20 protein-coding genes are annotated in these 23,141 nt (G+C 70.1%); 6 read left to right on the plus strand and 14 right to left on the minus strand.

All coding sequences use genetic code 11. The features are described from left to right. Positions 1-30: 30 nt before the first annotated feature. Positions 31-2,082 carry a DNA topoisomerase IV subunit B gene (locus VF330_RS14480; protein ID WP_330852096.1) on the minus strand — a complete coding sequence of 684 codons (2,052 nt, stop codon included), beginning with the start codon at positions 2,080-2,082 and terminating at the stop codon, positions 31-33. 466 nt (positions 2,083-2,548) lie between these two features. On the opposite strand from VF330_RS14480, the gene VF330_RS14485 reads away from it, so the two are divergent. Genes VF330_RS14485 through VF330_RS14500 form a run of 4 tightly spaced genes read left to right on the plus strand, consistent with a single transcriptional unit; the run spans position 2,549 to position 8,023 of the window. Next, the gene (locus VF330_RS14485; protein ID WP_330852097.1) at positions 2,549-3,724 is read left to right on the plus strand and encodes a histidinol-phosphate transaminase; all 1,176 of its coding nucleotides are present in this window, start codon (positions 2,549-2,551) and stop codon (positions 3,722-3,724) included. 23 nt (positions 3,725-3,747) lie between these two features. Beyond that, entirely contained in the window at positions 3,748-5,346 is a 1,599-nt protein-coding gene (locus VF330_RS14490; protein ID WP_330852098.1) for a DUF4331 domain-containing protein, read from the plus strand. A 26-nt stretch (positions 5,347-5,372) separates the two neighbouring features. Further along, a complete protein-coding gene (locus tag VF330_RS14495) occupies positions 5,373-6,635 on the plus strand; it encodes a tetratricopeptide repeat protein (RefSeq protein WP_330852099.1) in 1,263 nt (420 codons plus the stop codon). Then, complete coding sequence (locus VF330_RS14500; protein WP_330852100.1) at positions 6,632-8,023, plus strand: nickel/cobalt transporter; 1,392 nt, start codon at positions 6,632-6,634, stop codon at positions 8,021-8,023. The genes VF330_RS14495 and VF330_RS14500 overlap by 4 nt, the downstream gene beginning before the upstream one ends. A gap of 75 nt (positions 8,024-8,098) precedes the next feature. Here the strand turns inward: VF330_RS14500 and VF330_RS14505 are convergent, their stop codons facing one another. Together VF330_RS14505 and VF330_RS14510 are read right to left on the minus strand one after the other, a co-directional pair. After that, the gene (locus VF330_RS14505) at positions 8,099-8,860 is read right to left on the minus strand and encodes a zf-HC2 domain-containing protein (protein WP_330852101.1); all 762 of its coding nucleotides are present in this window, start codon (positions 8,858-8,860) and stop codon (positions 8,099-8,101) included. Between the two features lie 205 nt (positions 8,861-9,065). Then, a complete protein-coding gene (locus VF330_RS14510; protein WP_330852102.1) occupies positions 9,066-9,815 on the minus strand; it encodes a TetR/AcrR family transcriptional regulator in 750 nt (249 codons plus the stop codon). 94 nt (positions 9,816-9,909) lie between these two features. Between VF330_RS14510 and VF330_RS14515 the strand changes: the two genes are divergently transcribed. After that, positions 9,910-10,848: an ATP-binding cassette domain-containing protein gene (locus VF330_RS14515; protein ID WP_330852103.1), complete on the plus strand. Its 939-nt coding sequence runs from the start codon at positions 9,910-9,912 to the stop codon at positions 10,846-10,848. Next, a complete protein-coding gene (locus tag VF330_RS14520) occupies positions 10,845-11,624 on the plus strand; it encodes an ABC transporter permease (RefSeq protein WP_330852104.1) in 780 nt (259 codons plus the stop codon). The genes VF330_RS14515 and VF330_RS14520 overlap by 4 nt, the downstream gene beginning before the upstream one ends. On the opposite strand, the gene VF330_RS14525 is transcribed toward VF330_RS14520, so the two are convergent. The 11 genes from VF330_RS14525 to VF330_RS14575 form a co-directional block, all read right to left on the minus strand. Continuing rightward, positions 11,541-12,281 carry a lipopolysaccharide kinase InaA family protein gene (locus VF330_RS14525; protein ID WP_330852105.1) on the minus strand — a complete coding sequence of 247 codons (741 nt, stop codon included), beginning with the start codon at positions 12,279-12,281 and terminating at the stop codon, positions 11,541-11,543. The two genes, VF330_RS14520 and VF330_RS14525, sit on opposite strands and share 84 nt — an antisense overlap. 51 nt (positions 12,282-12,332) lie before the next feature. Next, entirely contained in the window at positions 12,333-13,187 is an 855-nt protein-coding gene (locus VF330_RS14530) for a bile acid:sodium symporter family protein (RefSeq protein WP_330852106.1), read from the minus strand. 102 nt (positions 13,188-13,289) lie between these two features. Further along, positions 13,290-14,333, minus strand: a complete 1,044-nt coding sequence (locus tag VF330_RS14535) for an MFS transporter (protein ID WP_330852107.1) — start codon at positions 14,331-14,333, stop codon at positions 13,290-13,292. 143 nt (positions 14,334-14,476) lie between these two features. Continuing rightward, positions 14,477-15,820, minus strand: coding sequence for a cellulose binding domain-containing protein (locus VF330_RS14540; protein ID WP_414675377.1), 1,344 nt, complete (start codon positions 15,818-15,820; stop codon positions 14,477-14,479). A 215-nt stretch (positions 15,821-16,035) separates the two neighbouring features. Continuing rightward, positions 16,036-16,347, minus strand: a complete 312-nt coding sequence (locus VF330_RS14545) for a hypothetical protein (RefSeq protein WP_330852108.1) — start codon at positions 16,345-16,347, stop codon at positions 16,036-16,038. Further along, positions 16,344-17,600 carry a choice-of-anchor P family protein gene (locus tag VF330_RS14550; RefSeq protein WP_330852109.1) on the minus strand — a complete coding sequence of 419 codons (1,257 nt, stop codon included), beginning with the start codon at positions 17,598-17,600 and terminating at the stop codon, positions 16,344-16,346. The genes VF330_RS14545 and VF330_RS14550 overlap by 4 nt, the downstream gene beginning before the upstream one ends. Next, entirely contained in the window at positions 17,597-18,250 is a 654-nt protein-coding gene (locus VF330_RS14555; protein WP_330852110.1) for an ABC transporter ATP-binding protein, read from the minus strand. Before VF330_RS14555 ends, VF330_RS14550 begins: the two co-directional genes overlap by 4 nt. Further along, the gene (locus VF330_RS14560; RefSeq protein ID WP_330852111.1) at positions 18,247-18,939 is read right to left on the minus strand and encodes an ABC transporter ATP-binding protein; all 693 of its coding nucleotides are present in this window, start codon (positions 18,937-18,939) and stop codon (positions 18,247-18,249) included. The genes VF330_RS14555 and VF330_RS14560 overlap by 4 nt, the downstream gene beginning before the upstream one ends. Then, positions 18,936-20,753 (minus strand): ABC transporter permease, encoded by a 1,818-nt coding sequence (locus tag VF330_RS14565; RefSeq protein ID WP_330852112.1) that lies wholly within the window; start codon positions 20,751-20,753, stop codon positions 18,936-18,938. The genes VF330_RS14560 and VF330_RS14565 overlap by 4 nt, the downstream gene beginning before the upstream one ends. Further along, positions 20,750-22,153 carry an ABC transporter substrate-binding protein gene (locus tag VF330_RS14570; RefSeq protein ID WP_330852113.1) on the minus strand — a complete coding sequence of 468 codons (1,404 nt, stop codon included), beginning with the start codon at positions 22,151-22,153 and terminating at the stop codon, positions 20,750-20,752. Before VF330_RS14570 ends, VF330_RS14565 begins: the two co-directional genes overlap by 4 nt. 175 nt (positions 22,154-22,328) lie before the next feature. Further along, on the minus strand, positions 22,329-23,087 hold the full coding sequence (locus tag VF330_RS14575) for an SGNH/GDSL hydrolase family protein (protein ID WP_330852114.1): 759 nt from the start codon (positions 23,085-23,087) through the stop codon (positions 22,329-22,331). Positions 23,088-23,141: the final 54 nt, after the last annotated feature.

The following is a 23,141-nucleotide window of genomic DNA, read 5'->3' on the forward strand; positions in this document are numbered from 1 at the left end:
GACTTCGTAACTCCGGTCTGTCTCTAGGGCTTAGAGGTCGATGGCCGACTGGTCGACCCGTGCGGCGGACTCGACGAGCCAGTTGCGGCGCGGCTCGACCTTCTCGCCCATCAGCAGTTCGAGGGCCTCCTCTGCGGCCTCGGCGTCGTCCATGGTGATGCGCCGGACCGACCGCGTGGACGGGTTCATCGTGGTCTCCCACAGCTCGTCCGCGTCCATCTCGCCCAGACCCTTGAACCGCGGCACCGGCGTGACGACCGACTTGCCCGCCTTCTCCAGCCGCGCGACCGTCTGCTCCATCTGCCGCTGGGTGAACGTGAAGTGCGTCTCCGCGTTGCGCCCGCGCGTCATGACCTTGTGCAACGGCGGCATGGCCGCGTAGAGGCGGCCGTCCTCGATCACGGGCCGCATGTACTTGGCGAACAACGTGATCAGCAACGTCCGGATGTGGCTGCCGTCGACGTCCGCGTCGGCCATCAGGATCACGCGGCCGTACCGCATCTGCGGGAGGTCGAACGTGCGGCCGGTGCCGGCGCCGAGGACCTGGACGATGGAGGCGATCTCGGCGTTGCGCAGGGTGTCGGCCAGGGAGGCCTTCTGGACGTTGAGGATCTTGCCGCGCAACGGGAGCAGCGCCTGGTACTCGGAGACGCGCGCCATTCTGGCCGAGCCGAGAGCGCTGTCGCCTTCCACGAGAAATAGTTCGCTACGCGAAACACCTGTGGTGCGGCAGTCGACCAGCTTGGCCGGCATCGCCGCGCCCTCCAGCGCGGTCTTGCGGCGCGCCGCGTCCTTCTGCTGCTTCTGGGTCAGCCGGACGCGGGAGGCGTCGACGACCTTCTGCAGCACGGTCTTGGCCTCGACCTTGGTCTTGCGGTCCTCGGTCCACGCGCGGACCTGCGCGTCGACGATGCCCTGGAGCACCTTGGTGATGCCGGCGGTGGACAGCTCGTCCTTGGTCTGCGAGGTGAACTGCGGTTCGGGGATGCGGACGTGGATGACGGCGGTCATGCCCTCCAGCACGTCGTCCAGGGTCGGCATCTCCTCCTTCGGCTTGAGCAGGCCGCGGGTCTTGGAGATGGCGTCCTGCACGGACTTCAGGACGGCGCGGTCGAAGCCGCGGCGGTGGGTGCCGCCGTGCATGTTGCGGATGGTGTTGGTGAAGCACTCGACGGTGCGCTCGTAGCCGGTGCCCCAGCGCAGGGCCACCTCGACCTCGGCCTGGCGCTCCACTTTGGACCGCATCACGCCGTTCTCGTCGGCGGCGTTCTCGAAGTAGGTGCCGGTGCCGGTGATCACCAGGGTGCCGGAGACGGCGCGGTCGCCGGACGGGGCCAGGAACTCGACCATGTCGGTGAGGCCGTTGGGGTAGTGGAAGACCTCCTCGGAGATCGCGTCTTCCAGGGCCGAGCGCAGCACGTAGGTGACGCCGGGGACGAGGAACGCCGTGTTGCGCAGCTTCATGCGCACCACGTCGACGTCGAGGTCGGCGTTGTTCTCGAAGTAGCGGGCGTCGTACCAGTAGCGGATCGAGGTGCCGGTCGACTCGCTGCGCTTCATCTTGCCGACGACGTTCAGCCCGTTCTGGCGGGTGAACTTGGCCTTGGGACCGGGGCCGTCGAAGACACCGGGAACGCCGTGGGCGAACGACATCTCGTGGACCTTGCCGCCGCGGCGGACCGTGACGTCGAAGCGGTGGGAGAGGGCGTTGACGGCGGAGGCGCCGACGCCGTGCAGGCCGCCGGAGGTCTTGTAGCCGGAGCCGCCGAACTTGCCGCCGGCGTGCAGCTTGGTGAGGACCAGTTCCACACCGGACAGACCGGACTTCGCGTGGACGTCGGTGGGGATGCCGCGGCCGTCGTCGTCGACCTGGACGCTGCCGTCGGCGTGCAGCGTGACGACGATCTTGGAGGCGTGGCCCGCCACGCCCTCGTCGGTCGAGTTGTCGACGATCTCGCTGAAGAGGTGGTTGATGCCGCGGCTGTCGGTGGACCCGATGTACATGCCGGGCCGCTTGCGGACGGCCTCCAGACCTTCGAGGTGCGTGAGGTCGTCGGCCCCGTACAGGGTCTCTGCGGTCACGGGTACTGCTCCCTGGATCGTGTGCGGACTGCCAGCAGGGTATCCGCCTGGACCGACAATTTTTCGCAGGACGCCCGTCACGGGAGCCGAATCCGCGCCGGTCCGGGCGGTGCGCCGCCCTCCCTGGCCGTTCGGCACCCCGTTCCGCACGTCGCTGAGCTGCGAAGACGGCCGGATCCGTCCCAAACGACACGGGTGGTGGGCCCGTTTGGTGAATGTCACGCGCCCGGTCGCGCTCCGGGGCGGGTACCCGAGCACGTGCGGGGCCAACCGGACCACCGACCAGGTCGTTTCGGAAGTCCTAAGTGGACGGAACACTGCTCCGACGACCCCTCCGAGCAGCGGCGGCGGGCGAGGTTGCGCCCGTGACCCGGTCGAGACCTTCCCGACACTGACCCGTGAACCGCGGTGAACATCGGCACGTATGCCCCGGTGTCGGAAACGGACCGAGGGACGGAGTGATCGCGTGCGCCATGGTGTGGACTCGGGTCTTTTCCAGCAGACCGCACACAGCCCGTCCTATTTCGAGCTGTCGAGGACCGGCGCCGGGGAACTCGTCGACTTCTGCATCCCGTGCAACCCGTACTTCCCGACCCCCGAGATGTTCGAGGAGCTCTCGAAGAACCTCGAGGCGGTGCTGAAGTTCTACCCGAGCGACTCCGCCAAGATCGCGCAGCAGCTCAGCACGGTCCTCGGGCTGAACCCGGCCACCATCGCGATGTCGAACGGCAGCACCGAGCTGATCACGTGGATGGACCACATGTGGATCCACGAGAGCGTCGCGATCCCCATCCCGACCTTCGGCCGCTGGACCGACCAGCCGATGGAGAGCAACAAGCGCGTCGACATGTTCCTGCTCCAGGAGAGCAACAACTTCGAGCTGGACGTCGACGAGTACATCAAGTTCATCCGGGCGCGCGGCAGCAGGGTCGCCGTCATCTGCAACCCGAACAACCCCGACGGCGGCTACCTGCCGCGCCGGGAGATCGTCCGGTTCATGGACGAGCTGGCGGACCTCGACCTGATCGTGATCGACGAGTCGTTCATCGACTTCGTGGAGGTCGAGCGGATGCCGTCGGTGGCGGCGGAGGCGTCCATCCGGCCCAACGTGGTCGTGCTGAAGAGCCTCGGCAAGAACTTCGGCCTGCACGGCATCCGCTTCGGCTACCTGGTCGCCAACCCCGGCCTGGCCGGGAAGATGCGCCAGACGCTGCCGAAGTGGAACCTCAACTCCCTGGCCGAGACGGTCGTGTTCATGCTGGCCGAGCACGAGGCCGAGTACGCGGAGAGCCTGCGGCTGCTCTCCCGCGACCGCTACCGGATGGGCGTGGAGCTCTCGCGCGTCCCCGATCTCACCGTGTACTCGTCGCAGGCGAACTTCCTGCTGGTCAAGCTCGGCAACGGCATCGACGGCCGCGAGCTGCGCGACCACCTGCTGTCGCGGCACCAGGTCTTCATCCGCGAGTGCGGCAACAAGCTCGGCATGAGCAGCCGCTTCGCGCGCCTGGTCGTGCGCCCCGAGCAGGACGTCGACCGGCTCGTCGAAGGAATCCGCGACTTCACCCAAGCGAGGTGGACGACAGACCACGCAAGCCATTCGAGCCATTCCAGCGAACCGTCGCTCCTCATGCACAGCGCGTGACCCCCTTGAAAGGCAGACCAGAGATGTCATCACCGCACGTCCTGAGCGGCCGGCGCGGCCAGGTGGCCGCGGCCGCGCTGGTGGGCGCGACCATGCTCAACGCCGCGCTGTTCGGTGGCACCAACGCCACCGCGTCGTCGCACCGCGAGGCGCCGCTGATCGCGGGCGACCCCGCCGTGGACAACACGGACCTGTACGCGTTCGTCAGCCCGGACCACAAGGACACGGTGACGCTGATCGGCAACTGGTCCGGGTTCCAGGAGCCCAACGGCGGCCCGAACTTCTTCCCGTGGGCCGAGGACGCGCAGTACGACTTCAACGTCGACAACGACGGTGACGCGAAGCCCGACGTCACGCTGCGGTTCATGTTCCACAACGACGACAAGCGCAAGAACAACACGTTCCTCTACACCAACGGCGTCGTGGACTCGCTGGACGACGAGAACCTGCTGTTCCGCCAGCGCTACGACCTGGAAGCGATCTACGAGAACGGCCAGAAGGTCAAGCTCGTGAACAACGCCCAGGTCGCGCCGTCGCCGAACGGCCCGGCGTCGATGCCGGACTTCAAGAAGCTGCGCGACCAGGCCACGGTGCAGATCCCCGGTGGCGGCAAGGTGTACGTGGGCCCGTCCGAGGACTCGTTCTTCGCCGACCTGCGGGTGTTCGACCTGCTCTACGGCGGCAACCTGAGCGAGGTCGGCCAGGACACGCTGCGCGGCTACAACGTCAACACGATCGCGGTCCAGCTGCCCAAGCACGCGCTGGCGTTGAAGAACGACGTGCACCGCAACCCGAACATCGGCGTCTGGAGCACGACGTCGCGGCGCACGATGAAGCTCTCGCCGGGCAAGGCGGAGGCGGTCGGCGACTTCGTGCAGGTCTCGCGCCTGGGCAACCCGCTGGTCAACGAGGTCGTGGCGCCCGCGGGCCTGAAGGACGCGTTCAACGGCCTGCGCCCCGACCAGGACGCCGGCGTGAAGGAGCTCGTGGACCGGGTCGTGAACCCGGAGCTGCCGAAGCTGGTCGAGCAGATCTACAAGATCCCGGCGCCGAAGGGCCAGCGCGACGACCTGGCCGAGATCTTCCTGACCGGCATCACGACGAAGCTGGGCGCGCAGATCAACGCCGACCTGAACTCGCAGGTCAACAACGCCGACGCGGACAAGAACAAGTTCCGCCCGGCCGAGATGCTGCGGCTGAACCTGATGATCGACCCGAACGCCAACCCGAACCGCCTGGGCCTGCTCGCGGGTGACACGCAGGGCTTCCCGAACGGCCGGCGCCTGGCCGACGACGTGGTGGACATCGCCGTGCAGGCGATGGAGGGTGCCGCGGCGTCCGGACAGATCGTCGAGGCGCTCGCCACCGGTGACAAGGTCGACGCGAACGATCAGCCGTTCGAGGCGAACTTCCCGTACGTGGGCCTGCCCCGCAACGGCACGGCCGTGAACACCTCGGGCACGACGGCCGAGGTCGCGGTCAACCCGGTCGGCAAGATCGGCAACCTGGACCCGATGGCGATGACGACCGCGGTGGGTTCCGCGGCGGTGTTCGGCGCCGGTTTCTTCCTGTGGCGCAAGCGCCAGGCCTCGATCCGCAAGTACGGGTCGCACTCGAAGTGAGGTACCAACAACGGCAGGCAGTCGCGGTGGGTCTCCTGGTCACCGCGGCGCTTGCCTACCTAGCCGCCTCCGGTCCTGCCGACAGCAGGGCCGGGGGCGAGCCCCCTGTTCCGGCCGTGGCGCAGCAGAACCAGATGCACCGGGTGGTGCACCAGCTCCAGCAACGGCTGCACACCCTGCCCGAGGACAAGCCGTCCTGGGCACGCCTCGGCGCGTCCTATGTGGAGCTGGCGCGCGTCACGGCGGACCCGGCGTACTACGCCAAGGCCGAGGGCGCGTTGAAGAACGCGGGCGACACGGGCCTGGCGGCCCTGGGCATGGGCACGCTGGCCAACGCCCGCCACGACTTCTCCGCCGCCCGCGACTGGGGCCTGAAGGCGGTGGCCGCGCTGCCGTCGTCCGCGGAGGCCTACGGCGTGCTGGCGGACGCGTTGACGCAGCTGGGCGACGACGAGGGCGCCGAGAGCGCCGTGCAGAGGATGCTGGACCTCAAGCCGAACACGGCGTCCTTCGCCCGTGCTTCCTTCCACCTCGAGCTCCACGGCGACGTCGACGGCGCCCGCACCGCGATGACGCGTGCGCTGACCGCGGCCACGACGCCCGAGGAGATCGCGTTCTGCCGCTACCGGCTGGGCGAACTCGCGTTCGACCACAACCGGCTCGACGAAGCCGCGCAGCACTACGAGCAGGGACTGGCGGCGAGAGGAGACGACATGACTCTCACTCAGGGCATGGCCAAGGTCGCGGCGGCACGGGGTGACGTCCCGGCCGCGCTGGAGGACTACCGCAGGCTCACCGCCCGCGCTCCCCTGCCGCAGTACCTCCAGGAGTACGCGGAGCTGCTGGAGGCCGCCGGCAAGGCCGACGAGGCCGCGAAGCAGTACGAGGTGCTCACCGAGCAGCAGCGGCTGATGGAGTCGCAGGGCGCGTTCGACGACCTGGCGGCCGCGCTCTTCGCCGCCGACCGCGGTGACGGCGCGCAGGCGCTGCGGCACGCCGAGACGGAGTGGAGCAAGCGGCAGAGCGTGTTCGTGGCCGACGCGATGGCGTGGGCGCTGCACATGAGCGGCCGCGACGCCGAGGCGCTGGGCTACTCGGACCGCGCGATGGCGCTGGGCTGGCAGAACGCCACGTTCTCCTACCACCGCGGCATGATCCTCGCGGCGCTCGGCCGGATCGGCGAGGCGCAGGACGCGCTCGTGCAGGCGTTGCGGCTCAACGCGAACTTCTCCCCGTTGCATGCGCTGAAGGCGGGCCGCACGCTCGCGGAGCTCCGAGGCGGCCGGTGAGCCTGCCGGGCTGGGTGGTGCGCCCGGTCCTGGTGCTCGCGCTGCTGGTCGCCGGGTTCTTCCTCATCACCGGCGAGGCGTCGGCCCACCCGCTGGGCAACTTCAGCGTCAACCACTACCACGGGCTGCACCTGCACCCGGACCGCGTGGACCTGCGGTCCGTGGTCGACGTGGCGGAGATCCCGACGCTGCAGGAGAACCTGAAGACCCGCGACGCGGGGCAGTGGTGCGACGAGGTGGCCCGCACGGACCGTTCGACGGTGGACGGCCGGCGGATCTCCTGGACGCTCTCCCGCTCCGCCAAGGAGCACCCGCTCGGCCAGGCCGAGCTCAGCACCACCAGGCTGGTCTGCGAGTTCACCGCCAAGGTCGACCTCACGCGGCCGGCCAGGCTGGAGTTCCACGACGAGTCGAACGCCGACCGGGTGGGCTGGCGCGAGATCACCGCCGCCGGCACCGGGGTCAGGCTGACGGACTCGAAGGTCCCGACCGAGAGCGTCAGCGACGAGCTGCGCGCCTACCCGGAGGACCTGCTCAGCAACCCGATGGACGTCCGTTCGGTCGCGTTCACCGCCCAACCGGGCAGCGGGTCCGAGCCGAAGCGGGCGTCCGGCTCCCCCGTCCAGTCGTTCAGCGTCACGGCGGCGCGCCTCAACGACATCCTGGGCAGCGACGACCTCACGCCGTGGCTGGGGTTCCTGGCCGTGCTGCTGTCGCTGCTGCTCGGAGCGACGCACGCCGCGTTGCCCGGCCACGGCAAGACCCTCATCGCCGCCTACCTCGCCGGCCGGCAGGGCACGCCGAGGGACGCGTTCATCGTCGGCGCCTCGGTCACCGCGACCCACACCGGCGGTGTGCTGGTCCTGGGCCTGGTCATCAGCGCCTCCAGCGCGCTGGCCGGCGAACAGGTGCTGCGCTGGCTGGGGCTGGTGAGCGGCGTGCTGATCGCGGTGATCGGCGTGATGCTGCTGCGGTCCGCGCTCTCGACGACCCGCGAACCCGCCCTCGCGGGAGCCGGCCACGGACATGGGCACGGTCATGGCCACGGACACGGTCATGGGCACGGCCACGGACACGGGTACAGCCGCGCGAGCCTGGTCGGCATGGGCGCGGCCAACGGACTGGTCCCGTCGCCGTCCGCTCTCGTCGTCCTGCTGGGCGCGATGGCGCTCGGCCGGACGTGGTTCGGCGTCCTGCTGGTCCTCGGCTACGGAATCGGCATGGCGGGCACGCTCACCGCCGTCGGACTGCTGCTCGTGAAGGCACGGGAACGCGTGGAGAAAATCCTGGACGGCCGTGCCACCCGCGCTCTCTCCCATTACGCACCCGTCGGCACAGCCGCGATGGTGATCGTGGTCGGAGCGTGGCTGACTTTGCAGGCCGTCTAAATCACATCAATGTGAGCCGCAACGTCGAAGGGCCCGGATTCTGACCGAATCCGGGCCCTTCGACGTTTTCCGTTCTCACAGGTTCGCCACCACGAACTGCTTGCCGTCCGCGGTCTCGACCGAGATCGACTTCACCTGGTCCGGCGACACGCTGACCATGCCCCGCACCTTGGAGCCCTCGACCCGTTGCTTCTCGGTCGTGGTCCAGGCGAACGCCTCGGTCTTCGTGCCGTCCTTGCCGACGACCACCAGCCTGCACTTCTGCGCGGCGGGCAGCCCGTCGACGTTCGCCGTGACCAGGTAGCGGTCCTGCGACGACGGCGCGATCTCCGCCACCATCCTGATCCCACCCGCCGTGGCCTCGCCCGTGCGAGCGGCGGCGATGTTCGAGCCCGGTGCCTCGTTGTTCTGCATGAGCACCGCGGCGCCCCCGAACGCGACCACCGCGGCGACTGCCGCGGCGGCGAGATAGCCCGGCCAGCGCCGGGGCTTGGCGTGCTGCGGCTCGGGGAGCTCCTCCACCTGCCGCGGACTGGCTCTGGGGCTCGGAGGATCGGCGACCCGCGGCTGCGGGATCGCCGACTCCTGCCTGATCTGCCGCAGCGTGCGCTGCAGCACCAGGTCCGACGGCTTGGGCAGGTCGTCCTCGAGCTCGTGCAGGAACGCCTCACGCGGCACCCCGTCGAGCGCTGTGCGGATCCGACGGAAGTCAGCGACCTGCGCACGGCAGGACGGACAGCCCATCAGGTGCTGCTCCACACCAAAACTCTCGTGCGCGTCCAGAACGCCGAGCGCGTAGCAGCCAAGGGTGACCGCGTCGTGCGCGCCAGCTGTCATACGACCTCCTCGTCGTCCCGATTTGCCCCCGCGGCGAAACGGTGTCACAAGGAAAACGGGCAGATAGGAGTGGTCGGTTCAGCCCGCGAACGAGTTCATTCTGATATCGCATAACAATGGCATTACGTGACCGTCTCGCCACGCTTCCGGACAGGCCTGAGCTGTGCTTTTCACCTGATCGGACGACTCAAGGCGCAGCGAACGGCTACAGACACGTAGATCGACGAACTGGAGGTCGTTCGGCGGATTCGAGGAACGCCTGGAGGCCGTCCAGGACGCGCGCGAGACCGAACTCGAACTCGTCGAGCGGCCGGTGGAACCCGCCCGAGTTCCAGATGTGCGTCGTCATCGGCAGCCGCTCCGGCGTGAAGTGCTCCCACAGCTCCTCGCGGCCGGTCCACCAGTCCTCGTCCGAGACGCCGGTGTCGCGTTCGGCCCGCACGCGGTCCGCCATCGTCCGGCCGACGCCGTCGACGAAGTGGCTGACCGTCGTCACGACGGAGACGATCTCCTCCGGCGCCAGCCCCAGCCCGGACACCACGGCGTACGCGGCGTCCTGACGCGTCATGGCCTGCGGTCCCGGCATCCGGCGCGACGACGTCAGTTGCAGCATCCACGGGTGCGCGCGGTACATCGCCCACATCTGCCGCGCGAAGAACTCCAGGCCGTCCCGCCACGGCCCCTCCGGGGTGTGCTCGGTCTCGCCCCACACCGCGTCGACCATCAGGTCGAGCAGCTCGGACTTGCCGGGCACGTGCCGGTAGAGCGACATCGCGGTGTTGCCGAGCGTCTCGGCGACCCGGCGCATGGTGAGCGCGTCGACCCCGTCGGCGTCGGCGACCTTCACCGCCGCCTCGACGATCCGCGCCTGGCTCAGCGCGGCCTTCGGTCCCCTGGTCGGTTCGGCCGGCGGCTCCCACAACAGGCGCACGCTGCGGTCCCGGTCGCTCTTCACCCAGCCCCCTTCACCACTTCCCTTGCTGTGAATCCTAGAACCGTGTACAACGTACGCTCAGTTTACTTCGTATACAGTTATTGGGGGTGGAGTCGTGGGACACGCGGTGCTGGCGGAAGGCCTGCGCAAGAGGTTCGGGGACCACTGGGCGCTCGACGGGTTCGACCTGGCGGTGCCCGCCGGGACGGTGTGCGGGCTGCTGGGCCCGAACGGCGCCGGCAAGACGACGGCGGTGCGGATCCTGGCCACGCTGCTGCGCCTGGACGGCGGCCGGGCCGAGGTGGCGGGCCACGACGTGGCGCGCGAGGCGCCGGCCGTGCGGCGGCAGGTCGCGTTGAACGGCCAGCAGTCCACGGTCGACGACGTGCTGACCGGCCGGGAGAACCTGGTGATGTGGGGCCGGCTCTACCACCTGCCGAAGAGCGAGGCGGCCGCGCGGGCCGGCGAGCTGCTGGAGCAGTTCGGGCTGACCGACGCGGCGGACAAGCGCGTCAAGCAGTACTCGGGCGGCATGCGGCGGCGCCTGGACCTGGCGTCGAGCTTCATCACGCGACCGTCGGTGCTGTTCCTCGACGAGCCGACCACGGGCCTGGACCCGCGCAACCGCGGCGAGGTCTGGCACGAGGTGAGGCGGGTCGTCGCCGAGGGCACGACGGTGCTGCTCACCACGCAGTACCTCGACGAGGCCGACCAGCTCGCGGACCAGGTCGTCGTGCTCGACACCGGCCGGGTGGCCGCGCAGGGCACCCCGGAGGAGCTGAAGTCCCGGCTCGGCGGCGACCGGATCGAGGTCGTCGTCCGCCACGCCGGCGAGCTGCCGGTGGTGCGCGACCTGCTCGGGCCCGGCGCCGAGGTGGACCCCGACGGGTTCCGGGTGAGCGCGGCCGTGCGGGACCGGGTGGCGGCGCTGACGCGGGTCACGACGGCGCTGGCCGCGAAGGGGGTGGAGGCCGAGGACATCGCGGTGCGGCGGCCGACCCTCGACGAGGTCTTCCTGGCCATCACGGGGCACCGGGCGGGGGTGCGGGCATGAGGTACGCGGTGGCCGACTCGTGGGTCGTGGCGAAGCGCGACCTGGTCCACTGGGTGCGCGAACCGGTCAGGGTGGTCGGGAACCTCGCCTACCCGGTCGTCTCGGTGCTGATCTTCGGGCTCGTCTTCGGCAGCGCGATGACCGTCTTCGGCGGCGGCGACTACGTCGAGTTCCTGCTGCCGGGCATGTTCGGCCAGACCATCGCCTTCGGCGTCGGCACCACGATGCTCGTGGTGTCGATGGACGCCGACCGGGGCGTCACGGACCGGTTCCGCGCGTCGCCGATGTCGCAGACCGGCGTGGTGACCGGGCGCAGCATCGCGGACCTGGTGAACTCGTCGCTGGAGCTGCTGGTGCTCGCGCTGTGCGGCCTGCTGATCGGCTGGTCGTTCCACGACGGGCTGTTCGACGCGCTGGTGGCGTTCGCGTTGCTCCTGTGGCTGCGGTTCGCGCTGGTGTGGGTCGGCATCTACCTGGGCCTGCTGGTGAAGCCCGAGGCGGCGCAGGCGTCGTGGATGTTCCTGTTCCCGCTGACGATGTTCGCGAACACGTTCGTCTCGCCGGAGCTGATGCCGGGCTGGCTGCGGGTCGTCGCGCAGTGGAACCCGCTGTCGTCGACCGTCGCGGCGGCACGGGAGCTGTTCGGCAACCCCGGAGCCGGCGGTGACTCGTGGGCCGCGCAGCACTCGGTGCTACTGGCGGTGCTGTGGCCCGCGGTGTTCGTGGCCGTGTTCTGGCCGCTGTCGGTGCTGAGGTACCGCGACCTGAGCCGCTGAGTACTCGGTCCGGAACTGGCCGGCGAGCCACTCGCCGAGCAGCCGCCGCCAGTTCCGGACCCTCGCCAGCTGCTCCGGCCGCAACGCCCGGTCGTCCTCCCACTCCCGCCAGTCGTCGCTCGCGAGCCAGCCGACGCAGCCCGCGATCCGGTGCAGCCGCACCAGCAACGGGTCCGGCCGGTGCCCGTACCCGGTCCAGAACGCTCGCGGCAGCACGGTTCCGTGCAGGTAGAGGTGTTCCTCGAACGCGGCGAGCTCGTCGAGCGGGTTGCCCTGGCCGGGGTTGTCCCAGTCGATCAGCGTCGCCTTGCCGTCGCCGACGATGACGTTGTGGAGGTTCACGTCGTTGTGCAGCAGGCCGACGCGGTGGATCTTGCGGAACGCCAGGCCGATCGAGCGCCAGACCTCGTCGGACACGGGCAGCGCGTCCGCGAGCGTCCTGCCCTCGACGTACTCGACCAGCACGTCGCCGCGTCCGTTGTGGGCGAGGACCTCCGGTGCGCCGGGCACCACGAACTTCGGCAGGTCGCGGGCCACCTTCGGTTGGCGCAGCACGGCTTTGCGCCCGTCGGCGAGCGTGACGAGGTGCAGGACGTTGGTGAGCCCCTCCCCGTGGAGGGGCTCGACGCGGACGGCCGTCCGCAACAACGGGAACATGGACCCCTGGTCTAGCACCCGGCAGGTCAGGTCGTGGTGAACGCCGGCTCGTCAGACCGCGGTCCTGGTGCGGGACAGCAACCGCGCCGCGATCGCCGCCGGCAGGTACATCAGCACGCCGTAGACCGCGGGCGGGATCGCCATCGTCTCGTCGTTCAGCACCGTCAACGCCAGCGTGATCGCGATCGTGGCGTTGTGGATGCCGATCTCCATGGCGCTCGCGATCGCCTGCCCGCGTTCGACCCGGAACGCCTTGGGCACGTAGTAGCCGATCAGCAGGCTGAAGACGCTGAGCAGCAACGCCACCGGCCCGAGCGTGCCGATGTTGTCGAGGAGCTGCCGGTAGGCCTGCGCGACCGCGGCGATGATCACGAGCACCAGGACGACGACCGACGCGATGCGCACCGGGTCGTTCATCTTCAGCGCCCACGCCTCGAACCTGCGGCGCACCAGCATGCCGATCGCCACCGGCACCAGCACGATCGCGAACACCTGCACGAACTTCGCCGGCTGCAACCCGACCTCGGCGTCGTCCGCCATGAAGTGCGCCATGCTCAGCCCCACCACGAGCGGCAGCGTGAACACCGCCAGCACCGAGTTGATCGCCGTGAGCGTGATGTTGAGCGCGACGTCCCCGCCGGCGAGGTGGCTGAACAGGTTCGCCGACGTGCCGCCCGGCGAGGCGACGAGCAGCATCATGCCGACCGCCAGCGCCCCCTGGAGCCCGAACGCGAGCACGAGCCCGAGGCAGATCGCCGGCAGCACGACCACCTGGCAGACCAGGGCGATCACGGCCGCCTTCGGGTACTTCGCGACCCTGGCGAAGTCGGCGACCGTGAGCGTCAGGCCGAGGCCGAACATCACCAGGGCCAGCGCCAGGGGCAGGAAGATCTGGACGACGAGCACGGCGGCCTCCGCGGATGTCCGGCTTGTGCGGTTTGATCTGTTCGGAAGATCCTGGCGTTACGCCCGCCTCGACGGAAGAGGCCGAGTGGCGGCGCCGCGCCCTCACCGACGGCGCCAGATCACCACCGCCACCACCAGGACCAGCACGCCGATCGCGAACGCGGCCCCGAACACCCACAGGCCGTAGATCGCGAACGCCACGAACTCCGACCCGATCGCGGCGACGGACGTGACGGTGGCCCGCGCGTCCGACTCGATGCGGTGCTGGAGCTCGGTCTCCACGTGCACCAGCACGAACCGGTAGAGGCCGTAGAACAGTCCCAGCAGGACGATCGCCACCGGCACGGCCAGCGCGGCCGCCGCGATCAGCACGAGTCCGGCGGCGAACAGCACCCAGCCGCGGAACGGCAGCCGCCCGGCCAGTGACGCGCCGGCCGCGCCCAGCAGCGGCACGCCGATCGTCGCCAGCGGCACCCACACCGTCGGCACGTGCCAGTCCTGCGCCAGCAGCGTGAAGTACTCCTCGAACGCGTCGATCGCGTAGACCAGCGCCACGGCGATCACGGCGCGTTTGATCGGCACGGTCTCGCGCAGACCGGTCAGCAGGGTCGCGAGGTAGCCCGGTCCGTCGTCCTCGGCGGACTCGCGCGGCGGTTCGGGGAACCGCAGGGCGACCAGGGACGACAGCAGGCACATCGCGACCGAGATCCAGCCGGCCAGCCGGTAGCCGCCGAGCGAGAAGAGGGCCGTCGCGACGAGGGCGACCGGCACCTGCGCGATCAGTTCGATGGTGTCGACGCGGGCGTTCAGGCGTCCGTACCGCTCCTCGTCGCCGTTGGCCGCGAGGCCGTCGTACAGCAGGGCCTCGAACGCGCCCGACTGCAGCGTGCCGCCCAGTCCCCACAGGACGAAGCCCGCGGCGAAGCCCCAGAACGAGGGGAACACCACCCAGGCCGCGTACCCGGAGGCCTGCAGCACACCGGAGGCGACCAGCGAGCTGCGCCGCGAGAACCGGTCGGCGATGGCGCCGGAGGGCACCTCGAAGACCACCGCGGTGAGCGACCAGACGGCGAGCAGCACCGAGATCTGGGCGTCCGACAGCCCGCTGTCGGCGAAAAGCAACGCGTACAGCGCGTAGATCGGCACGAGGTGCGAACACCACGCCCACGCCGTCGCGGTCCGGGTCAGATCAGGTGAAGATCAATGTCGTCGACGCATGGGACAAGGGTAAGCCGTCAGCGCCACCGAATAAATGGCGCTGACGGCTCAGAGGTGGAACAGCGGGTCGGTCAGAACCCGGCGGTGATCTTCGTGAACGCCAGGTCGGCCTGCCCGATGCCGGAGCACCCGGCCGAGACCTGACCGTCGCAGCCGCCGCGGTCGCGGTTGACCGACCAGAAGGCCAGTCGTCCGAGGCCGTTCGACTTCGACCAGTCGCGGATCGCGGTCCAGTCGTCGACGGTGGTCAGCTCGCGCTGGTCCGACAGGCCGTTCATGCCGGAGATGCCGACGTGCTTGAACGCCTCGGCGTCGCTCCAGCCGAAGGTCGACTTCAGCTTGTTCTTGAGCCCGGTGGCCGCGCCGATGGTGTCGGTGCGGATGTTCGAGCTGCCGAAGTCGAACGGCATGATCGTGAACACGTCGATGTTCGCGCCCAGGGCCTTGGACTGGTCGATCAGACGGGCGCCGTAGAAGTTCGGGCCGGTGGTGCCGGTGCCGAACGTGACGATCGTCTGGATGCCCGGGTTCTTCTGCTTGACGATCTTCAGGGCCGTGATGATCCGGTCCTGGACGGTCGTGTTCTCGAACTCGTCGGAGTTCTCGATGTCGATGTCGATCGCCTTGAGCCCGTAGGCGTTGATGACCTGCTGGTAGGCGTCGGCCAAAGCCTCCGGCGTCGAGCAGTTCGGGCCCAGCTTGTTGCCGCTCCAGCCACCGAACGACGGCACGATGTCACCGCCGGCCGAACGGATGGCGTTGATCGTCTGCTGGTCGACTCCGCCCGTCAGCGGACGCGAGCTGTCCCACGAGGGGGAGCAGCCGCCGCCGGAGAGGACGAACGCCAGCGTGAACCACTTGACGCCGGTGGCGCTCATGACCTGGGTCGCGTTCTGCGGGTTGCCCCAGCCCAGGTACAGGTACGGCGCGCCACGACCGGTGCCGGGCACCGGCGGGTTGGTCGTCGTCGTGGTCGTGGTGGTGGTAGTAGTCGTGGTCGTCGTCGGCTGGGTGCCGCCGCCGTCGCACGAACCACCGTTGATCTTGCAGTTGGACGGGCTGCCGCCCGAGCCGCGCACGGTGAAGCCGAAGCTCGCCGAGCCGCCCACGGGGACACTGCCGTTCCAGGTGTTGCGGACAGTGATGTTCTGCCCGTTCGCGGCGTAGCTGCCGTCCCACAACGAGGCGATGGACTGCCCGCTCGGAAGCGTGAACTCGACGGTCCACGACGAGAGAGCGGATCCACCGCTGTTGGAGATGGTGTACTTGGCCTCGTAGCCGCTGCCCCAGTCCGACGTCTTGGTGAACGCCGCCGTCACACCGGTCGCGCCGCTCGCGGGAGCGGCGAGAACACCTCCGGCCACGGTCGCCATCGCGACTGCCGCGGCCAGGAACTGCCAGCGGAACTTCTTCATTGCACTCCGTTCACGTGCAGGGGGTACGTGACGGAGTGCACGTTAACTGGTCTAAACCATTGGTTCAAGGGGATGAACCGGACATCGTCCTCACCCGTCGCCGCGGTGTGCGAGAACGCTCTCACAATCGGTCCACTTGGAATGGTGGCCGGGTGCGCGACCGGCGGAAGTCGTTGAGGTGCGCGAAACCGGTTACGCGTTCCGGCCCGTCCGACCTAGAGCTGCTGCTCCACCCGGTCCGCCGCTCGTTCTTCCAGGAGCTGAAGAAGAGCATACGTCGTCTGCCGCTGTTCCTCGACGAGCTTGGTGAGCCAGGAACCGAAGTAGAGGAACCCTCCGATTCCGATGAGCCCGAGCCCGAGCATCCCGCCCGAGACCACGTAGGGGATCTGTTCGAACGTGTACCCGGTGTGCGCGACTCCCCACCAGGCGAACAGGATCGCCGCGATGCCCGCCGTCATCAGCGCGGTGCCGACGAGTCCGAGCCCGCTGCGCATCCGCGCACGACGCCGGTCCTGGATGGTCATGGCCTCACCCGCAGGTCGGGGACACCGGTCGGGTGCCCGGAGGGACAGGGGGCGCCGCCCAGCAGGAACGTGCCGAACGACTTCATGCCGAACGCCCCGGCGGCGGCCAGGCCCAGGCCGGCGACCACGAGCAACGCCGGTACACCGGGGAAGTCGAGCAGCGACCCCGTCCGCGGTCGAGCGTTCGCCACGGGGGTCACGACGGACTTCGGTGGCGTGGCGCCGGTGATGGGCGAGGTGGCGGGCAGGTCGCCGCCCGACGACGAGGAGTCCGGCGGCGCCACCGGTGCGACGGGGGCCGGGACGTCGGGCGGCGGCAGGGCGGAGAAGGCGGACGCGTTGGCGACGGCCTCCGTGTCGCCGACGACGACCTCCATCTTGCGCAGCGGGTTGAGCAGCGGTGCGAGTTCTTCGGGCAGCAACGGTGTCAGGATGCCGTCGAGGATTCCGCCGAGTCCCAGCTTGGTGCGCAGCACGGTCACGTCGACGGTGAGCCTGAGCCCGCGGCTGGTCGAGGTGGCCTGCGCGCCTTCGGCCTTGGTGCCCGCCGAGGGCCAGGTCAGCGTGACTCCCAGCGGCGCCAGGGCCTTCAGCAGACCGTCCGGCGGTGCGGCGGGCGAGGGCACCGGGAACTTCCGGCCCAGCACGGTGATCTCGGCGATGGCGAACGTGCCGGTGCCACTTCCCTTGCTGCCGTCGCTCACCGCGACCGACTCGAACTTGACGCCCGACAGCACGACCAGTCCGGACAGCAGCGAGATGGTCTGCGCCGACGACGTGGCCGTGGACCGGGCCTCGGTGCCCGACACCGTGCTCACGCTCGACGACGCGAGCCCCTCGGCGGTCAGCACGAAGGGCACGTCCTGCTTGGCGCCCGCGAACGACTCGGCCTTCGACGCGCCCGCGGAGGCCTTCATGCCCGACTTCGACTCGTCGGCGGGGCCGCCGGGGTGCGCCGCGTTGACCTGCACCGGGTACGCGAAGCCCAGGAGCTGCGGCAGGCCGGTGCCGACGGCCGCGCCCGGCCACAGCGAGCTGGCGACCGACCGTCCGATCGGGCCGGAGCCCAGCTCGGTCTGCGTGTAGGACAGGTGCACCTCGCCCTGCGGTTCCGCGGGCACCGGCAGCAGGTCCGTCGTCAGCAGCACCGACACGGGTGTCGCGCGGGCCGAGAGCGTGAAGCCGCCGATGTCCGCGGCGCTCGCGGGCGCCGGGGACAGCAGGACCAGCAGGAGAACGAGCGCGTACCTCATGACGCCCCTCCGAAGTAGACGGTGGCGAGGTCGGAGTCCGCCGAGATCTCGCCGTGCGCCATCACGACGACCTGGTCGGCCACGGCGGAGGCGGTCTCGGCGAACTGCTCGACGACCAGCATCGTGACGCCGGACGACGCCAGCTCCCCCACGACCTCGTACAGCTCGGCGACGACCACCGGCGCCAGTCCCATCGACAGCTCGTCGACCACCAGCACCGCCGGGTCGGTGATCAGCGCGCGGGAGAACGCCAGCATCTGCTGCTCGCCGCCGGACATCGACCCGGCGAGCTGCCTCTGCCGCGCCTTGAGCTTCGGGAACCGGTCGTAGACGACGGCCGGGTCGCCGCGCATGAGCCGCAGGTTCTCCGCGACGGTGAGGTTCGGGAAGATCGCGCGGCCTTCCGGGACCGTGCACAGGCCGGCGCGCGCCAGCTCGTCGGGTGCGGCGTCGTTGACGTGCACGCCGCCGAGGTGCACGTGCCCGCTCGACGCCCGCAGCTGTCCACTCAGGACCTTGACCAGCGTCGACTTGCCGGCGCCGTTCGGGCCCAGCAACGCGGTGACGGTGCCGCGCGGGACGGTCAGCGAGACGCCGCGCAGCACCTCGATGCGGCCGTAGCCGGCGTGGACGTCGATGAGGTCGATCATCCGAGGTACGCCTCCCGGACGCCTTCGTGGGCGCGGACCACGTCCGGCGTGCCGGACACCAGCAGCCGGCCCAGGTTCAGCACGTGCACGGTGTCGCAGTAGCCCATCACGAGGTCCATGTCGTGCTCGACCAGGACGACCGACCGGCCCTCCGAGCCGAGCTCCCGCAGCAGCTCGCCGAACGCGTCCGTCTCGGCGCGGTCGAGGCCCGACGACGGCTCGTCGAGCAGCAACAACCGCGGCTCGGTGGCCAGTGCGCGGGCCAGCTCCAGCAGCCGGGCGGCACCGGTCGGGACGGTGTCGGCCTGGTTGCCGGAGAACTCCGCGATGCCGACGCGCTCCAGCAGGTCCGCGGCCAGGCGCGGAGACCGGCGGCGGCTTTCCAGCGCCACCACGACGTTCTCCCAGACCGTCAGCGACCCGAAGACCTCCAGTCGCTGGAACGTCCGTGCCACGCCCATCCTGGACCGCTGGTGCGGGCCTTTCGCGGTGACGTCCTCGTCGTCGAGCAGCACCCGGCCCGCCGACGGCTTGCGCAGCCCGCTGACCACGTCGAACAACGTCGTCTTGCCCGCGCCGTTCGGGCCGATCAGCCCGGTGACGCCGGGTTCGGCGGTCAGCGTAACGTCGTCGACGGCGGTCACCTCGCCGAAGCGGACCGTCACGCCCTCCACCCGCAACGTGCTCATGCGCGCCGCCAGGACCAGGCCCGGAAGAACCAGCTGACGAGGCCGTTGGGGTCGCGGGACAGTCCCGCCGCGGCGACGCCCAGCAGCACCACCGCGACCCCCGCGAACGCCGGGAACCCGCTCTGCAGCACCGGGAGCAGCATCAGCAGCATGCCACCGAGCAGCGCGCCGGACACCGACGTCACGCCCGCGATCACCGCGAACAGCAGCAGCGGCAGGTTGTTGAACAGCTGGAAGTCGCTGGCCGCCACGGTTTCCCGCAGCTGCGCGAAGAGCCCGCCCGCCAGTCCCGCGATGCCCGCCGACAACGCGAACACGCCGACGCGGATCCAGCGCACGTTCACGCCGAGCGTCGCGCAGGCCGCGGAGCTGTCCTTGACCGCGATCATCCTGCGCCCCAGCCGCCCGCGCCTGATCGCCAGCACCCCGACGCCGACCAGCACGAACACCCCGGCCACCACCAGCAGCTGCGCGGTCGCCGACTCGACCAGCCGCGGCACCTGCAGGCTCCCCCGCACCCCGAACGCGATCGGTGACTGGAGCACGAGCTTGTCCATCAGCTGCGCGAACCCGAGCGTCGCCAGCGCCAGGTAGAGCCCGCTGACCCGCAGCACCGTCAACGCGATCAGCGCGCCGACCACCGCGGCCACCAGCGCACCCGCCAGCAGCGTCCACGGCGACGCCGACCCCAGCCGTGCCACCGTCACCGCGCCCACGCCGACGAACGTGAACTGCCCCAGCGACACCACCCCGCCGTAGCCGGTGAGCAGCACCATCGACAGCAGCACGATCCCGAACACCAGCCCCAGCGCGAGCTGCCCGGCCACCACGGCGTCGACCAGCAGCGCGAGCACCACGACCACCCCGACGAACAACCCCGCGCCGACACCGGTGGTGAGAACGTTCGGCACCGCGACACCACGTGATCCGCGCACTCCCCCGATCCGCAACGGCGACTGCGGCATCGCGAGGAGCACGACGAACAGCAGCAACGCCGGGATCGCCGCCCGGAACGCGATCCAGCCCGGCGACGACGGCAGGTACGCGACGGCGTAGGACTGCACCAGCCCGAGCCCGAGCGCGCCCGCGAACGTCCACGGCAGACTCCGCAGCCGCCCGACCAGCGCGGCGGTGTACGCGGTGATCACCAGCAGTGTCATCGTCACGTAGTCGAGCTGCACCACCGGCGTCAGCAGGATCCCGCCGAGCGCCGCGAGCGCCGACCCGATCGCCCAGCTCAGCGCCGACAACCGGTGCGGCCGCGTGCCGTACAGCGACGCCAGCTCCGGCGCGTCGACGCACGCCCGCATCGCGAGCCCGGTGCGCGTCCGGTTCAGCAGCACGTACAGCCCGCCCGCCACCAGCACCGCGCACGCGAGCGTCACCAGGTCGTGCCCGCTGACGTAGGACTGTCCGATGTGGACGCCGAGCTCGTCGAGGAACGGCCGCACCGGACGGGCCTGCGGCGGCCAGACCACCTGCGCCACCCCGATCAGGCCGACCAGCACGCCCACGCCCGCGACGAGCGTGATGCCGACCGGCGCGCCCGCGAGCCGTCGCATGACGAACCGCTCGACCACCAGCCCGAACAGCGGCGCGGCCACGCCGACCACGAGCAGCAGCGCGAGCCACTGCGGCAGGCCGCGGTTCTCGGCGAGCTCCCAGTACAGGAACGCCATGACCATGCCGATCGCGCCGTGGCCGACGTTGAACACCTTGGAGGTGCTGTAGGTCAGCACGAGCCCGCCCGCGACCACGGCGTACGCGCCGCCGGTGACCAGGCCGAAGATCGTGTACGCGAGGAGCGCGGTCATCCGCCGACCCCCGTGTCGACCAGCGACCCGCACGAGTAGCCGGACGCGGGTGCGAGCCGCGACCAGGCCCCGCCCTTGAGCCGCACGAGCGTCATGCAGGCCGAAGTCCGCTTGCCGCCGACGTCCTGCGGCGCGACCATGCCCTCCGCGGTGAAGTCGTGCACGCCCCGCACCGCGTCGACCACCGCCTTGCGGGTGAGCTGCGGCCCGACCTTCGCCGCGGTCTGCACGAACAACCGCGCGGCGGCCCAGGCGAACATCCCGAAGTACGAGGGTGCGGCACCGGGCGCCACCCGGCCCAGCCATTGCTTGTACAGCGCCACCTGCGCGTTGTTCTCCTCGAACAGCGCGCCGTTGGTGTAGACGACCGTGCCGTCGACGGCCGCGCCGCCCTGCTTGAGGTACTGCGGGTCGTAGGCGCTGGGGTCGGTGACGAACGCCTCCGGCGTGAACCCCTGCTGTCGCATGGCCTGCTGCAACCGCACCGCGTACTGGGCGGACCCGATCCAGTAGACGATCCTGGTGCCGGTCTCCTTCAGCTTCGCCACGTACGGGGCGTAGTTGACGTCGGTGATGTCGATGGCCTGCGAGTACACGAACTTGATGCCGCGCGCCTCCGCCGCCTTCTGCATGCTCTTGGCGTTCTGCGCGCTCGCGTCGGCGTTGAGGTACAGGTACGCGGCGGCGCCGACCGCGCCGGGGAAGCTCTGCTTCACGAGGTCCGGCCCGGCCGAGGACACCAGGTTCACGACGTTGGACGCGACGCCGAAGCTGTTCGCCGTGCGCTGCCGTTGCGCGGTGACCGTGGAGGCCCGCAGGTCGGGGATGCCGCAGCCGGCCGCCGCCGGTCCGCCGCCCTGGTCGAACGCCGACATCGAGCCGACGAGCGCGAACGCCTGCTCGCAGGCCTGCGCGGTGGCCTGCTGGTCGCCGCCGCTGTCGGTGCGGGAGTCGAACGAGACGAGCTTGAGCTTGCGCCCGCAGATGGAGCCCTGGGTGGCGTTGAAGTACTCGACGAACGCCTTGGTGGCCTGCTGCGCCGACTGGAAGATGCCGGGCACCGGCCCGCTGATGTCGGAGATGTTGGCGATCGTGATCTCGCCCGCGGTGACGCCCTTGTCCGTGGCGCCACCGGTTCCCTGGCACGCGCCCGCGAGGCTGCCCGGCGGGTTGGGCTGCTTGTTCGGCTGCTGCGGGTTGTTCGCGCCGGCCTGGTCGGCGGTGCCGTCCGTGCCGGGCGTCGCGCCGTCCTCCTCCTGCACGACGCCCTGCTCGGTGCCCGTCCCACCGCCTCGGGGCACGACCAGTGCGGCGCGTTGCTCGTCGGTGAGCCTGCTTCCGCAGCCCGCGAGCAACGCGCAGATCACCACCACCGGGATCAGCGCCGTCCTGCGATGCATGCGACCGGACGCTAGGGCACTGCATCAATCCAGGCCGGGCCCGCTACCTGCGTTTTCACCCGGCTGGCCGACCCATTTTCTAGAACACGTTCTATCTGCAAAGAATCGCCGCGGAAACCGTCACCAAACGAGAGTTGGCTCGTTGTCGAAGGCCGCCGCGAGGAACACGTTCTACCTAGGACGGCGGCAGCAGCTCCGGCCGGCGCGGCCGGATCACGTCGCCGGACGACTCGCCGCGCACCCGGCGCACGACCCACGGCACGACGTGCTCGCGCGCCCACTTCCAGTTCTCCGCGCGCTGGATCCGGCGGTCGACCGTCGGGGCGACGCCGAGCACGGTCCTGGTCAGCTCGTGCGGGACGCCGAGCCCGTCGAGCACGGAGATGGCGACCTCGGTGTGCCCGAGGGAGTTGAGGTGCAGCCGGTCCTCGGACCACATGCGACGGTCGCGCAGCTGGCGCATGTTCCACATGTCCACCAGCACGCACGAGTGCTCGGCCGCGATCGAGCGCACGTGCTCGTTGTAGATGGCCACCCGGCCGCGCATCCGGCGGAACACCGGGTCGTCCCCGCCGTCGACGCCCGTGAACAGGATGACCCGGGCGCCGGACTTCACCAGCAGAGCCACGGCCGCGCGGTACGCGCGCATGAGGGCGTCGATGTCCACCTTCGGCCGCATGAGGTCGTTGCCGCCCGCGTAGAGCGAGACGAGGTCGGGCTCCATCTCCAGCGCCCGCTCCAGCTGCTCGCGGAGCACCCGGGGCAGCAACCGTCCCCGCACGGCGAGGTTCGCGTAGGCGAACTCGGGGTCGGCGGCGCCGAGGACCTCGGCCACGCGATCCGCCCATCCGCGCACACCGTTCGGACGGCTGACGTCGTCGTCGCCCACTCCTTCGGTGAACGAGTCCCCCAACGCCACAAAACGCTTGCTCATGCCCCGGACCCTATGTCGTGCAATTGGGCGGGGGTTGCGCGGGGTTTGATAACG

The organism is Lentzea sp. (assembly GCF_036380075.1).
In the GTDB taxonomy this organism is placed as follows: Bacteria; Actinomycetota; Actinomycetes; order Mycobacteriales; family Pseudonocardiaceae; genus Lentzea.